This is a genomic window from Vibrio sp. R12-SW3-ISO1 (genome assembly GCF_059834005.1).
Genome location: NZ_JCBDGK010000018.1, coordinates 99,913 through 114,370 on the forward strand (window position 1 = coordinate 99,913; position 14,458 = coordinate 114,370).

The 14,458-nt window shown below is 49.2% G+C and carries 13 protein-coding genes; 8 read left to right on the forward strand and 5 right to left on the reverse strand.

Going from position 1 to position 14,458, the window contains the following annotated elements; translation table 11 throughout:
* Positions 1 to 119 precede the first annotated feature (119 nt).
* Positions 120 to 2,195 (reverse strand): methionine--tRNA ligase, encoded by a 2,076-nt coding sequence (gene metG, locus AC6R0R_RS05760; RefSeq protein ID WP_334552715.1) that lies wholly within the window; start codon positions 2,193 to 2,195, stop codon positions 120 to 122.
* 222 nt (positions 2,196 to 2,417) lie between these two features.
* On the opposite strand from metG, the gene apbC reads away from it, so the two are divergent.
* The 3 genes from apbC (at position 2,418) to AC6R0R_RS05775 (ending at position 6,642) form a co-directional block, all read left to right on the forward strand.
* Positions 2,418 to 3,491 (forward strand): iron-sulfur cluster carrier protein ApbC, encoded by a 1,074-nt coding sequence (apbC, locus tag AC6R0R_RS05765; RefSeq protein ID WP_500626024.1) that lies wholly within the window; start codon positions 2,418 to 2,420, stop codon positions 3,489 to 3,491.
* A 198-nt stretch (positions 3,492 to 3,689) separates the two neighbouring features.
* Positions 3,690 to 4,331, forward strand: coding sequence for a uridine kinase (gene udk / locus AC6R0R_RS05770; protein WP_487903407.1), 642 nt, complete (start codon positions 3,690 to 3,692; stop codon positions 4,329 to 4,331).
* Positions 4,332 to 4,470: 139 nt separating this feature from the next.
* Entirely contained in the window at positions 4,471 to 6,642 is a 2,172-nt protein-coding gene (locus AC6R0R_RS05775) for an AsmA family protein (RefSeq protein WP_500626025.1), read from the forward strand.
* A 94-nt stretch (positions 6,643 to 6,736) separates the two neighbouring features.
* Here the strand turns inward: AC6R0R_RS05775 and cobO are convergent, their stop codons facing one another.
* Positions 6,737 to 7,348 carry a cob(I)yrinic acid a,c-diamide adenosyltransferase gene (gene cobO / locus AC6R0R_RS05780; protein WP_500626026.1) on the reverse strand — a complete coding sequence of 204 codons (612 nt, stop codon included), beginning with the start codon at positions 7,346 to 7,348 and terminating at the stop codon, positions 6,737 to 6,739.
* 259 nt (positions 7,349 to 7,607) lie between these two features.
* Here cobO and AC6R0R_RS05785 point away from each other — a divergent pair, with 259 nt between their 5' ends.
* From AC6R0R_RS05785 to AC6R0R_RS05795, 3 genes are all read left to right on the forward strand, one after another.
* On the forward strand, positions 7,608 to 8,402 hold the full coding sequence (locus tag AC6R0R_RS05785; protein ID WP_500626027.1) for a family 16 glycosylhydrolase: 795 nt from the start codon (positions 7,608 to 7,610) through the stop codon (positions 8,400 to 8,402).
* Between the two features lie 110 nt (positions 8,403 to 8,512).
* Positions 8,513 to 8,761, forward strand: coding sequence for a DUF3297 family protein (locus AC6R0R_RS05790; protein WP_334552704.1), 249 nt, complete (start codon positions 8,513 to 8,515; stop codon positions 8,759 to 8,761).
* Between the two features lie 140 nt (positions 8,762 to 8,901).
* Positions 8,902 to 9,363 carry a low molecular weight protein-tyrosine-phosphatase gene (locus AC6R0R_RS05795; protein WP_500626028.1) on the forward strand — a complete coding sequence of 154 codons (462 nt, stop codon included), beginning with the start codon at positions 8,902 to 8,904 and terminating at the stop codon, positions 9,361 to 9,363.
* Here the strand turns inward: AC6R0R_RS05795 and AC6R0R_RS05800 are convergent.
* The 3 genes from AC6R0R_RS05800 to sodB form a co-directional block, all read right to left on the reverse strand.
* Positions 9,360 to 10,022, reverse strand: coding sequence for an SDR family oxidoreductase (locus AC6R0R_RS05800; RefSeq protein ID WP_500626029.1), 663 nt, complete (start codon positions 10,020 to 10,022; stop codon positions 9,360 to 9,362). The two genes, AC6R0R_RS05795 and AC6R0R_RS05800, sit on opposite strands and share 4 nt — an antisense overlap.
* A gap of 219 nt (positions 10,023 to 10,241) precedes the next feature.
* Complete coding sequence (locus tag AC6R0R_RS05805) at positions 10,242 to 10,751, reverse strand: VC2046/SO_2500 family protein (RefSeq protein WP_500626030.1); 510 nt, start codon at positions 10,749 to 10,751, stop codon at positions 10,242 to 10,244.
* Positions 10,752 to 10,873: 122 nt separating this feature from the next.
* Entirely contained in the window at positions 10,874 to 11,458 is a 585-nt protein-coding gene (gene sodB, locus AC6R0R_RS05810) for a superoxide dismutase [Fe] (protein ID WP_334552697.1), read from the reverse strand.
* A 340-nt stretch (positions 11,459 to 11,798) separates the two neighbouring features.
* Between sodB and AC6R0R_RS05815 the strand changes: the two genes are divergently transcribed.
* Positions 11,799 to 12,134, forward strand: coding sequence for a Grx4 family monothiol glutaredoxin (locus AC6R0R_RS05815; protein WP_334552696.1), 336 nt, complete (start codon positions 11,799 to 11,801; stop codon positions 12,132 to 12,134).
* A gap of 95 nt (positions 12,135 to 12,229) precedes the next feature.
* On the forward strand, positions 12,230 to 14,176 hold the full coding sequence (locus tag AC6R0R_RS05820) for a DNA topoisomerase III (RefSeq protein WP_500626031.1): 1,947 nt from the start codon (positions 12,230 to 12,232) through the stop codon (positions 14,174 to 14,176).
* Positions 14,177 to 14,458 lie beyond the last annotated feature (282 nt).

Genomic DNA, 14,458 nt, shown 5'->3' on the forward strand with positions numbered 1-14,458 from the left:
TCTGGAGGGCGAAGGGGTTGAACGGTTTTGGTGCAAAGTAAGCCCTAATATTGTGATTGAGGGCACAAAAAATCCCCGCGGACGGTGTCACGCGGGGATGAGTGATACGAGCCTGGTGATTACATCACGCGCATACCTGGCTGTGCGCCTTCATGAGGCTCAAGAATCCATAGCTCGCTGCCACCAGGGCCTGCTGCTAGGATCATGCCTTCCGACATACCAAATTTCATCTTACGCGGCTTAAGGTTCGCAACCATCACGGTGAGTTTGCCTTCAAGCTCTTCGGGTTTGTAAGCAGACTTAATACCAGAGAAGACTTGACGAGTTTCACCGCCGATATCGAGCTGGAACTTTAGCAGCTTGTTGGCTTTTGGCACTTCTTCGCAAGAGATGATACGAGCGATACGCATGTCCACGGCGGCGAATGCATCAAATTCAATCTCATCGGCGATAGGATCTTTATCCAGCTCAGTTTGGCTCGCTTGGTGCTTCGCCGCTTCTGCTGCTTCCTTCGCTGCCACTTCGGCTGCCGCATCTTCTTTAGACGCTTCCACCATCGCTTCCACTTTCTTCGGATCAATGCGATTGAACAGCGCTTTGAACTTAGTGATTTCGTGATCGGTCAGCGGTGACGCGACCCCTTCCCACGTCAGCTCTTCGTTTAGGAAGGCTTCAGTGCGTGCAGCGAGCGCAGGCATCACAGGTTTTAGATACGTCATCAATACGCGGAATAGGTTGATACCCACAGAGCAGATGTCTTGCAGCTCTTGGTCTTTACCTTCTTCTTTCGCAATCACCCACGGCGCTTTCTCATCGACGTATTGGTTTGCTTTGTCAGCAAGGGCCGTGATTTCGCGGATTGCGCGACCAAATTCACGACTCTCATAAAGCTCTGCGATGCGAGAAGCCGCTGCCGCGAACTCGTTGTATAGTTCTGGCTCTGCAAACTGTGCTGAAAGCTTGCCGTCAAAGCGCTTACTGATGAAGCCTGCGTTACGTGATGCTAGGTTAACAATCTTGTTCACGACGTCAGCGTTCACGCGCTGAGTGAAGTCTTCAAGGTTGAGGTCGAGGTCATCGATGCGGCTGTTGAGCTTCGCAGCGTAGTAGTAACGTAGGCACTCTGGATCTAGGTGATCTAGGTAAGTGGCTGCTTTGATGAAGGTGCCTTTAGACTTAGACATCTTCGCGCCGTTAACCGTTACATAGCCGTGGACGAATACGTTGTCTGGTTTGCGGAAACCGCTGCCTTCAAGCATCGCTGGCCAAAACAGAGAGTGGAAGTAAACAATGTCTTTACCGATAAAGTGGTAAAGCTCTGTTGTGCTGTCTTTTTTCCAGTACTCGTCGAAGTCGAGATCATCACGCTTGTCACACAGGTTTTTGAACGAGCCCATGTAGCCAATTGGCGCATCTAGCCAAACATAAAAGAACTTGTCCTTTTCACCTGGGATCTCGAAGCCAAAGTAAGGGGCGTCACGTGAAATATCCCACTGCTGCAGGCCTGACTCAAACCACTCTTGCATCTTGTTGGCGGTTTCAGCTTGAAGAGAACCAGAACGTGTCCACTCTTTCAACATGCTTTCGAACTGAGGCAAGTCGAAGAAGAAGTGCTCAGAATCTTTCATGATGGGCGTCGCGCCTGAGACCGCTGATTTAGGATCAATCAGTTCCGTTGGGCTGTAGGTTTCGCCACAGTTGTCACAGTTATCACCGTACTGGTCTTCGGATTTACACTTCGGACAGGTCCCTTTTACGAAACGGTCCGGAAGGAACATCTCTTTCTCAGGGTCAAACAGTTGAGAAATGGTACGGCTAGAAATAAAGCCGTTTTTCTTGAGCTCTAAGTAGATGTGTGACGCTAGCTCACGGTTCTCTTCTGAGTGTGTGCTGTGGTAGTTATCAAAGCTAATATCGAAGCCAGCGAAGTCTTTTTGGTGCTCTTCACTTACGGCAGCGATCATCTCTTCTGGTGTCATCCCCATCTGTTGTGCTTTTAGCATGATTGGCGTGCCGTGAGCATCGTCAGCACAGATGAAGTTTACAGTGTTGCCACGTAGGCGTTGGTAGCGTACCCAGATATCGGCTTGAATGTGCTCAAGCATGTGACCTAGGTGAATCGAACCGTTAGCGTACGGAAGGGCACAAGTTACCAGCAGTTTCCTTGGATCAAGGGTTCTTGGATCGTTTGCCATACTTAATATTCGCTTCTTAAGGTGTAGGAAAAAATAGACGGTAATACTACCTTATCCCACCAGTGACTCCAAGGTATCTAGTTGCTCAAACACCCAGTTTTTTCAGGGTTCTGTCAGGACCTCGGGAGTGATAGCATGTGCGGTGCTATCCTTCTGTACAAAGAGCGTGTGTTTTCTGCGCGCCCTCTGCCAGTTCAGTGGGTTTTATAACAAGGAGCATTCATGCAGCAGTTTACTTCCAAGCAAGCGCTATGCGACTGGCTTAATCAGTTTCAACATCCACAGCTTGTGGCCGATTGGGCCTCAACGCCACATCTCGTTCATGTCGCCGCCGACCAATGTCAGATTCGACTGCCGTTTTCTTCGCGCTCTTTGCCTAGTGAACTCACTACTTGGATTGAAGGTCAGATAGAGCGCGGTCAAATCCAGCGTTTCCCATATTCTATCCAAATCGATGTGAAACCGCTCAGCACTCATGTGAGCGCGGAAGTGAAAGGCGTGAAAAATATCCTTGCCGTAACCTCAGCCAAAGGCGGTGTGGGAAAATCAACAACGTCGGTCAACTTGGCGTTGGCGCTGGCCGCGACAGGTGCCAACGTCGGTTTGTTGGATGCGGATATTTATGGGCCATCAGTGCCGATGATGATTGGTCAGCAAGACGCCAAGCCACAAGTGAGAGACAACAAGTGGATGCAACCTATCAATGCGCACGGCATCGTAACTCAATCTATCGGTTATCTGGTCTCCAAAGACGAAGCCGCGATTTGGCGTGGGCCGATGGCCTCTAAGGCGTTAGCTCAGCTGTTGAATGAGACCGAATGGCCAGATTTGGACTATTTAGTGGTCGATATGCCGCCGGGTACGGGGGATATTCAACTGACGCTGGCGCAGCAAATCCCCGTCACCAGTGCTTTGATTGTCACCACACCGCAAGATTTAGCGCTCGCCGATGCACGTAAAGGTGCGGCGATGTTCAATAAAGTAGAGGTGCCGGTTGTCGGCTTGGTCGAGAACATGAGCTACCATATCTGTTCTCATTGTGGTGAGCGTGAGCACATCTTTGGCGCAGGCGGCGCAGAGAAAATGGCACAAGAATATGGGTTGGATCTGCTCGCTCAAGTGCCGCTGCATATAGCGATGCGTGAAGACATCGATCAAGGCGTGCCTACGGTGGCGGCAAGGCCAGACTCAGAACACAGTCAAATCTACCTTACCCTTGCCGAAGCGATCACTGCGCGCATGTATTGGCAAGGTGAAGAGCGCCCTGCGGCAATCCAATTCACCATGGTCGAGTAACCCTCACTCGGTGTAATCGATTGCTTGCGTTTTTCTCCCTTCAAATGCGGTTTTGTTGCTAAGTGTGACTAGCAACAAACCGCGCTTCTCCCTATAATCAGGCGGTTTAACCAATTTACACTGATATGCATGCGTCTATTTGCACACTTGCTAATATTAGTGAATATGACACCAATTCAAACATCGAGTGCAAGAATAATGTCTGAGAATAATCAATGTGTGATCGTCGGTATTGCTGGCGCGTCTGCTTCTGGGAAAAGTTTAATCGCAAGTACGATTTACCGTGAGTTGCGTGAGAAGGTGGGCGATCATCAAATTGGTGTGATTACGGAAGATAGCTACTACAACGATCAAAGCCACCTAAGCATGGAAGAGCGTGTAAAAACCAATTATGACCACCCAAGTGCGCTAGACCATGACTTGCTTTGTGACCATCTAGAACAATTGACCCGCGGTGAAGCGGTGGAAGTCCCTGAGTACAGTTATACTGAGCATACCCGCCTAGATAAAACCACCACGTTAACCCCAAAGAAAGTCATCATCCTTGAAGGTATTCTTCTCCTGACGGACCCGCGTCTGCGCGATTTGATGCATGCGACGGTCTTTATGGACACGCCGCTTGATATCTGTTTGCTGCGCCGCGTGAAGCGTGATGTGGAAGAGCGTGGTCGTACGATGGATTCCGTTTTGAAGCAATATCAGAAAACGGTTCGCCCGATGTTTATGCAGTTCATTGAGCCTTCTAAACAATATGCGGACATCATTGTGCCTCGTGGCGGTAAAAACCGTATCGCCATTGACGTGTTAAAAGCGCACATTGCAAAACTTCTGAAAGCATAATCCCCGCGGGGTTTATTTTTTTAGCGAGAAGTGGCACTTTAAGTGCCACTTTCTTTTTATGGCGACAAGTATTTGTTCAATCACGACTTATACTTGGGGAAGTCCTAAAATTGTCTCTTACTTAGCAAGGATAATGCTGATGAAGAAGTTACTCATAGCCATAGCGGTCGTCGTTGTGGTCCTCCTTGGCGGGGTGGTTGCATTGGTAACCCTCGTCAATCCCAACCAATTTAAACCCCTGATTGTCGAACAGGCCAAAAAGCACACCGGCTTAGATCTGGTCATTGAGGGGGATATCAGTTGGCAGTTTTTCCCATCGATTGGCTTTGAGCTCGGTAAAACTGAACTGAGAAACCCAGCCGGGTTTGATAAACAAAATCTGTTTAAAGTCGATTCAGTGGGTATTGATGTCTCGGTCATGCCGCTATTTAGCCAGCAGCTCAACATTGGCAAACTTCGCCTTGATGGTGCTGAGTTCGCGCTGATCACGCGTAAAGATGGCTCGACCAATTTGGATGCTTTGACTCAATCGTCATCCTCATCGCAACCGGCGACTCAAACCCAGAGTACGGCAGGGGACGTAGCAAGCTCAACCAGCAGCGAGCCGTCGTCAACCGCAACAGAAGCTGGGGCCGCTTGGAGCATCAATCTCGCTGGCGTGAGCGTCAGTAATGCCGCTGTAGAGATCCAAGACCTACGCACAGGCAGTTTCACCAAACTGTTCGATGTGGCATTTAACTTGTCCGAGTTTGCCTTCGGTGAATGGAGCTCGGTGACGTTTGCAGCGAAAGGGCAAAACAACCAGCAAGTGTTTGAAACCAAGGGTGACCTCGAGCTCAAATTAGCCCCCGGGTTGAGTGATTATGCGCTGCGCAATATCAACCTAGATAGCCGTTTTAGCGACCCAAGCACCAAGATGGAATCCATTAAGCTGGCGCTAGAGACGTTTCAGTTTGATGCGGTGAATCCGTTGACTTTCGAGATCAAAGGCCAAGCCGCTGATATGGACATCGATATGACGGGCGCGGCCAAACTGAACGTTGATAAAGCGATGACGCTAGTGCAAGTGAATCAATTCACGCTCGACGGTCAATTGCAAGGCGAGAGCCTACCTCAATCCCCTATGGCTATTGGCTTGTTATCGGACATACGTTTTGATCTCACTAAGAGTCATCTGAGCCTTGTACTGAATAAACTGACTGCCAATGCATTGCAATTTGATGGCAAAGCCGACGTCACCTTGGCCGAAATCGCGAAAGTGCGCTTTGCGCTTCACAGTCCAAACATCGACTTGGATGAATTTCTTGGATTAGGCGAAGCTAGCTCAAATCAAGGCGAGTCTACCGACTCATCTCAATCGACGTCTAGTTCTTCAACGCAATCAGACACGTCACAAGCGGGGACGCCAGCTGCGAAACAACCGAGTGCAGAAGTAGAACCTGACTTGTCAGCGTTGGCCAATTTGGACGTGAAGGGTGACATCACCATCGATAAGTTCAAGGCCAACAACGCCAAGATGGAGAAGGTGAGCACAAGCTTCTCGATTGACCGAGGTGTGGTTGATTTGAGCGCTTTTACCGCCAACCTCTACCAGGGCAGCGTCACGGCCACAGGACGATTGGATGCGCGTAAGAGCCCAGCGATCTACAGTGCCAAAAAACAGATTCGCGGCGTGAAAGTGCAGCCTTTGCTGGTGGATGTGGCCAACACTGATCAGTTGGAAGGCACAGGTAACATCGATGTTGACGTCAAAGGCAGCAGTTTGACTCCAAGTGGTATTCAGCAAAACCTTGTTGGCACGATAGGAATAAGTTTCACCGATGGTGCGGTCAATGGGATCAACGTTGCGCAGTTGATTCGTGAAAACTACGCCAAGATCAAAGGTCAAAAAGTGGAAGCCGCAACGGGCGTTCAGAAAACCGACTTTAGTGCGATGAAAGCAACGTTAGCCCTTAACAAAGGCAATGTATCGACCAACGATCTCACCATGCAATCCCCTCTGCTACGAATCCGTGGTCAAGGCGGAGCGAACTACATCAAGCAGACAGTGAACTTTACCGTGAGCACCTCAGTGGTCGGTTCTTTGGAAGGCCAAGGCGGTAAAGATATCGATGAGCTGAAGGATGTCACGATTCCAATTAACATCTCCGGCTCGTGGGATGCGCCTAAGTTCAAGTTGGTTTTTGATGATGTACTGAAACAAAAAGCGCAGAAAGAGATTGACCGTGGCTTAGAGAAGTTAGACGGGAAAATCAAAGACGAAAAAACCAAGGAAGCCGTCAACAGTTTGATCAAAGGTTTGTTCAACTAACCTTACAGCACATCACCACAACAAACAAAAAGCCTAGCTCGCGATTGTCGCAATGAGCTAGGCTTTTTTAAATCCCAGTAATGGGAAAATCGTGTTACCAATCCACCCCTTTGAGGGCTTTGACACCGGATTCAAAGGCGTGCTTGATGTTTTTCACTTCTGAGACGGTATCGGCTATCTCAATCAAACTGCGATGGGCACCACGCCCAGTGATGATCACCGATTGCATTGCTGGGCGTTGCTCGAGTGCCTCGATGACTTCTTCGAGTTCAATATATCCATAACTCACCATGTAGGTAAGCTCGTCAAACAGAATCACATCCAGTGATTCGTCTTTGAGCATGCGCTGGCACTCTTTCCACACCACTTGAGCCGCTTCGGTATCAGTGGTTTTGTTTTGCGTTTCCCATGTAAAGCCTGTCGCCATCACTTGAAACTCGACGCCAAGTTTTTCCAGCAGGTTGCGCTCGCCGTTCTCCCAGGTTCCTTTGATAAACTGCGCGACAGCGCACTGTTTACCATGACCGACCGCGCGAGCAATTGTGCCAAACCCTGAGGTGGATTTGCCTTTGCCGTTGCCCGTGATGATGAGCAACAAGCCTTTCTCTTTTTGCGCCGCTGCAATTTTCTTATCCACTTGTTCTTTGACTTTCTGTTGACGCTGTTGGTGTTTTTGCTCTTTGTGAGAAGGTGCTTGGTCTGACATATCGTTACCTTGTGATCATTCCTTTGCTCGCCATCATAGCGGACAACGCAAATGGAAAAAACCGTCATCGACTGTGGTTACTCTCTCGCGTGATATCACATTTTGAGAGGGAGAAGTTTCATCCTGCTGGGATAGATTTCATGCCGCCAATCTAAAAAGTGTCGCTGTTCAAGATGTGGATAACAACTTGAATTTACGAATGTTGTATCCCTTAGCCACGGTGTATAACCAAGATGTATTTTGAGAAGGAGGCACAGAGGTGATACACCCGACTTGGCAACGATACGCGATGGCCGCAGCCCTGAGTTTTATCCCATTTAACACACAAGCTGACGTGTCCAATCAAGATACTTTGGTTCAATCTGGGCGGTTAAATACGACGTCTGTTCCACTCTATGGCGCAGAAGTCTACAGCCTTGACAAAGTCACCTTTGGCAAGTTCGTAATGAGGATGAAGTTGGTCTCTGCGCCCGGCGTCGTCTCGTCTTTTTTTACCTACGATAATGAATCTTGGCAAGGCGGCATTCCTTGGCGTGAGATAGATATCGAGGCGATCGGCAAAGCGCCCAACCAACTGCAAACCAATCTCATCACAGGCGCCCTTAACGAGCGAACTCACTCCGAGCATCTTCATTCCGTGCCACTGAATACCTTTCAGGAATACACGCTCATCTGGACTCCAGATAAAATCACTTGGTTGGTCAATGGTGAGGTGTTGCATCGCGTATTAGCCAAGGACTCGCAACAGGTGATAGACATGCGAGACAGTCCGCAAAGTTACCGCATGAACCTTTGGGTCTCTGAAGCGGCGGATTGGGTGGGTAAGTTTCAGCCTGAGCAACTGCCACTCACCCAGCAAGTGGATTGGATGGAGTACTACCGCTATCAAGATGGGCAATTTGAGAAGGTGTGGCGTGATGATTTTGATAGTTTCGATCACACGCGCTGGGGAGCCGGGGATTGGTCCTTTGAATCGAATCTGGTTACCTTTCATCCCGATAACGCGTTTGTCGACAATGGTCTGTTGCACCTTCGCTTATCCAGTGGCGAGTAGTTGAGGCGCCGACAAGCAGTATTCTTACCCTTTGTCTTGATGTGAGAGTTGAACCCGCCTAGCGTCTCAACTAGAATCCACGTTTTGATTACTACTATTAGGTCACAAGTATGAGCGATACCAACGCCAAACCTGAGTTACCGGATCACCTATCAGGCAACCCACGCAGCCCGCATCACATCGCTGAGTGTTTTGAACACCAAATCGGCATTCGCCTAAATGGCAAAGAGCGCACCGATGTGGAAGAGTACTGCATCAGCGAAGGCTGGGTAAAAATCCCATCACCGAAAGCAAAAGATCGCTGGGGTCAACCGATGCTGATTAAACTCAAAGGCGAGGTTGAGGCTTACTACAAGTAAACCGCCCCTATGAGAATTCGAAAGAGTGAAGCCCGTGCTTCACTCTTTTTTTATCTGCGCGTATTGTCTTGGAATCGACAGCGCGTTTCCTCAATGAGAGAAAGCGCCGGCACATTGGTCAACTGAAAAGGAAATCCATCATGAACATCACTCAGTGTTCCTCCATCCTTGTCGTCTGCATGGGTAATATCTGTCGCTCTCCGACGGGCGAAGCGGTGCTCAGAGCGAAAGCAAAAGAGCTAGGCGTTGAAGTGGAGATAGACTCGGCAGGAACCATCGGTTACCACCAAGGTCATGCGCCGGACCCACGTGCCCAGGCGGCAGGGAAAAAGCGGGGATATTCGTTTAAAGGGATTCGAGCACGGCAAGTAGAGCCCAATGATTTTGCTCGCTTTGATCTCATTTTGGCGGCAGATAGGGACAACTTAGCCGATCTTCAAGCGCAGTGCCCACGTGAGCATCAACATAAGCTCAAACTGTTTCTCAGTGACATTGATGCAGACGTGGATGAAATACCTGACCCATATTATGGCGGAGATGAAGGGTTCGAGAATGTGCTCGATCTGATTGAGCAAGCGAGCGAGGCCATTTTGCAACGCTAAGCGGCCATTACGCGTCCACTGAAGTAATCATTGGCGACGATATACTCGGTATTGCGGATCAGCTCGTCGTGAATCTCCGACCAATGAACGTCGTCAACATCATAGCTGGGTACGACACCGCCGACGCGGATGTTGAAAGGTGTTAGCTCTTTAGCCCAGCTTTGGGTAAATCCGGCCACCATGGAGGTGGCGTTGTCGAAGCCGGATAAATCTCGATAATCCGCATGGGCGATAACGTTGACGATTACCCCGTTTTTCTTTTCCATCCTCATTCGCTCTGCGGTAGCTTGGCCGAAGCTAAATAGCGTCGCTGCCATGTGGGAAAGCTGCTGAGTAAAAATCTCGCGGCCACTCTGTTCAAGAATAGTCGGCATCGCATGGCTAGTGATGGCGTTGATCAACACATCGGGTGAGTGACCTAAAGTGTCATCCATGTAGTGAAACAGATCGTGAATGGCATCGACACTGTAATCAACAATCGCACAGGAGTAGATTTTAGTGGAGATCTGCTGACAGCTTTGCACTGTTTGTTGCAAGCGAGCGGAGTTTTTGTCGCACAGAACCAAGGTGGCACCTAGCGATGCGAAATGAGACGCGAGCGTACCACCAAGCTGAGAGCCTGCAGAAGTAATTAATATTACTGCATTTTTTATATCCATCGCTCGCCTTCCTTCTCGTCACACTTGACTACTTTGTTCATATAGCATGGTAGATTAACTGTTACTTATATGTGAATAACTTCAAATAAGTTGTGCGCATCTTTGAGTAGAGCGTGTTTCTTTGCGGTGTTTCACACTCTCTAGTTGAACGGGTGAATATGTATACAAAATGAGACAACGAGAATGTGATCCTGCGTCAATAGCAAAGATGTTAACCCATTAAGTTTGTAGGGAAATTTGGAACTGACGTTGAGCGTGGATCAGCTGATTGTAGAGATCGGCCGGCATTAGCTCACGCGGTGTTTGTTCTGCCAGTTGACGCCTCTGGTGACCAGAAAGGTTGTGATAGACCTCTTCAGGAAGGTCATGTGTCTCTTCGGGTAAATAGGTCAAGGTTTCCGGTGTTAGGTAGTGGGACAACTTGGCACTGGTGAGACCACTGGAGTGAAACAGCGCCGCTTGTTGCGCGGAAACTGCGTACGAGCTTTGATCCGAACGCAGAGTTTGCGGAGACGGCAACTCAAATCGACGGCGCAGGGCCGCTTCACTGCTGTCAATCGTATCGATTTTTTCCACTGGTGTTGTGTCGCGGACATCGTCAGAGAACAAAGAGAGAATCAGCGCAAAATCGGCACGGCGACCTTCGTGCACTGCATGATTAATGCCAGTGCCAAACTGAAGCTCGTTGATGACGCTCGCTTTGTCTAAGGTATGAATCGGGGTGTGCATATGTCCTCGCTTGATGTCTATGTAGCGGCGAGGGGGCAAAAAGCTTGAGAGCAGGTATGAAAAAAGCCAGCTGACTGCTGGCTTTTTAGGCGACTAAATTCCAATCCTTTCGGGGGAAGGGATTATTTTGCTAGGTTTTCTGCAACGAAGTCCCAGTTAACCAGTGCCCAGAAACCGTTCATGTAATCTGGACGAACGTTACGGTAGTCGATGTAGTACGCGTGTTCCCATAGGTCAACCGTCAGTAGTGGCGTTGTGCCTTCTTCTGTTAGTGGCGTCGCTGCGTTTGACGTGTTCACGATATCTAGTGAGCCGTCAGCTTTTTTCACAAGCCATGTCCAAGAAGAACCGAAGTTGTTGATTGCCGCATCAGTAAACTTCGCTTTGAATGCGTCGAACGAACCAAAGGCTGCGTTGATGGCATCGGCTACTGCACCTGTTGGCTCACCACCCGCGTTTGGAGCAAGACAGTGCCAGTAGAAGGTGTGGTTCCAGATCTGTGCAGCGTTGTTGAAGATACCGCCAGAAGATGTCTTGATGATCTCTTCAAGTGTTTTGCCTTCGAACTCAGTACCTGGGATTAGGCCGTTGAGCTTAACCACGTAAGTGTTGTGGTGCTTGCCGTGGTGGAAATCTAGGGTTTCTGCTGAGATGTGTGGTTCTAGTGCGTCTTTCGCGTAAGGAAGAGCGGGTAGTTCAAATGCCATTGCTCGATTCTCCATTGATTTGAAAGGGTTAGCCCTTTCGATTGCTTCCAGTGTTATTTATTATTCACAGCTTGCACGCGGCTTGCTGTGGTCAATGTGCTGACTTGCGTTCTAGTTTAGCAAGTTTTTACTTTATTAAAAGAGTTATTCGGATCCGATCACTGCAAAATTCTCGTCAAGCGCCCGTCGGCTTTTGCAAGACACCGAATTGTGCAATCAGTGTCGCATTCAAGCCCAAATTTGTGCAAGGATTAAATCCCTTCTTATTGTAGGCTTTTTATTCTGCGCTAATGGTTTAGAATGTCCAGAATATTTGCAGTAACTCCATTAAGAGGAAGCAATGGAAACTATCGATAAAATCAAACAGCAAATCGCAGAAAACACGATCCTTCTTTACATGAAAGGTTCCCCGAAACTACCAAGCTGCGGTTTCTCATCTCAAGCAGCGCAGGCTTTGATGGCTTGTGGCGAAAAATTCGCTTACGTAGACATTCTACAAAATCCAGACATCCGTGCAGAACTGCCAGCGTATGCGCAGTGGCCAACGTTCCCACAATTGTGGGTAGAAGGTGAGCTGATCGGTGGATGTGACATCATCATTGAGATGTTCCAAAAAGGCGAATTGCAGCCACTGATTAAAGAAGCCGCGGCGCGAGCAGGCAGCGACGAAGAATAATACTGGTTATATTTACAGTTTTTCTTGATTTGTAAGGGCGACATTGGTTAATGTTGCCCTTATTTTTTGCCATTTGACTCGCGTCTAAACTCCCTATGTCCCGTCTGTTTATTGCTGAAAAACCCAGTCTAGGCCGAGCGATCGCGGCCGCGCTGCCTGGCCCAAAGAAAAATGAGTCAGGCTATATTCGTTGCGGCAATGGCGATGTAGTGACCTGGTGTATTGGCCACCTGTTAGAGCAGGTCGAGCCAGACAGTTATGACGAGCGCTACAAAAAGTGGAATCTCGCTGACTTGCCTATTGTCCCGTCACAGTGGCAACTCAGACCGAGAAAGTCCGCCAGCAAGCAGCTCACAGTGGTCCGTAAGTTACTGAAAGAGGCGCAGCAGATCGTCCACGCTGGTGATCCAGACAGAGAAGGGCAATTGCTGGTGGATGAAGTGATTGAATACTGTCGCGTCCCCCAAGGTAAGAGGACGTCGATGCAACGTCTGCTGATCAGTGACTTGAACTTACCGGCCGTTAAACGTGCGCTTAGCCAAATGCGCAGCAACCGTGACTTTATCCCCCTTTCTGTTTCCGCGTTGGCGCGTTCGCGCGCCGACTGGTTGTATGGGATGAATATGTCGCGAGCCTATACCTTGTTGGGGCAAAAAGCGGGCTATCAGGGCGTTTTATCCGTTGGGCGCGTTCAGACTCCGGTACTCGGCTTAGTGGTGCGTCGAGATGAAGAGATTGAGCAGTTTGTACCTAAAGATTATTTTACGTTGCATGCGTTGATTCCCTATCAGCAGGGTGATCAGGCGTTTGATATTCGCGCGAGATGGAAGCCGAGTGAAGCCTGTCAGCCTTGGCTCGATGAAGAAGGCCGAGTATTGAGCCGCAAGCTGGTTGAGAACGTTGCAAGCCGTATTGCCAATCAGCCGGCGATGGTGGTGGAGTCCGAACAAAAGCAGACTAAACAGTCGGCGCCGCTTCCTTATTCGCTCTCTGCACTGCAAATTGACGCCGCCAAGCGTTTTGGTATGAGCGCACAGCAAGTGCTTGATACCTGCCAATCTTTGTACGAAAAACATAAGCTCATCACCTACCCACGCTCCGATTGCCGCTACCTGCCGCTTGAGCACTACTCGCAGGCGCGCTCGGTCTGTGATGCGATAGCCAATAACGCCAAGGATCTGTCCACGGCGGTGGAGGAGGCGAATCTCTCCTTGAAGTCCAAAGCATGGAATGACAGCAAGGTGGATGCGCACCACGCGATTATTCCGACGCCTAAAAAAGCGTCAGTCAATGCGCTCTCTGCAAGTGAAATGAAAATCTATCAGCAGATTGCTCGCCAATATCTGATGCAGTTTTACCCTGCAGCCGTGTATGCCGAAGCCAAGTTGGTGTTTGAGATCGCCGGCGGTGCGTTTGTCGCCAAAGGTCGACAATTGGTCTTAGCGGGGTGGAAGGCACTGATGGGCAAAGTGGATGATGAGGATCAAGGCGTTGAGACGGTGCCACCGCTGGCGAAAGGAGAAGTGCTGACCTGCCGAGAGGGAGAGATCAAGGAGAGGAAAACAGAGCCGCCGAAACACTTTACCGAAGCCACGCTCCTGCAAGCGATGACAGGCATCGCCCGATTCGTTGAAGACAAAGCATTAAAAGCCATCTTAAAAGAGACCGACGGGTTAGGCACCGAAGCCACTCGAGCCGGTATTTTGGATACGCTGTTTAAGCGTCAACTCCTCACCCGCCAAGGCAAAGCCATATTGAGCTCCGCCGCCGGGCGCGGGCTAATTCACGCCTTGCCAAGCGAATCCACCTACCCTGACATGACCGCCCACTGGGAGCACCAGTTGCAAGGTATGGCCGAGCGAAATCAAGCCTACCAACCTTTCATGCAAGCACTCCAACAGAGCATCGACGGATTGATGCAGCAGGTCAAATCCGGTGACGTGCCGCCTTCGCTGCGTCATTTGCCTAAGGTTGAGCGTCCGGCCTACAAAAAGAGACGTTCTTTTAAAGGCAAATCACCAAGAGCGAAGAAAAGCAGTTGAGTGAGCATGAAAGTTTTCATAATACTGAAAGTTTTCATGTGAGTTGTTTTTTGTTCGCCTGTTTATCGACTCGTTTTCGTGACAAATTTCGCCAAATCTCATGAAATGAAACCGATTTCATCCTCGCCTAACCTGAAAAACAACGTCATAACTCTATGAAAGTCTTGTTTTAATTTTTAAATCTCTTGAATAGAACAGTTTCATGACGCTTATTTCAATAATCGGATGTGAAGTCGGCAAATATTTTCAAAGGTTTCATTGCTTATTATTTCCCTGAATTAA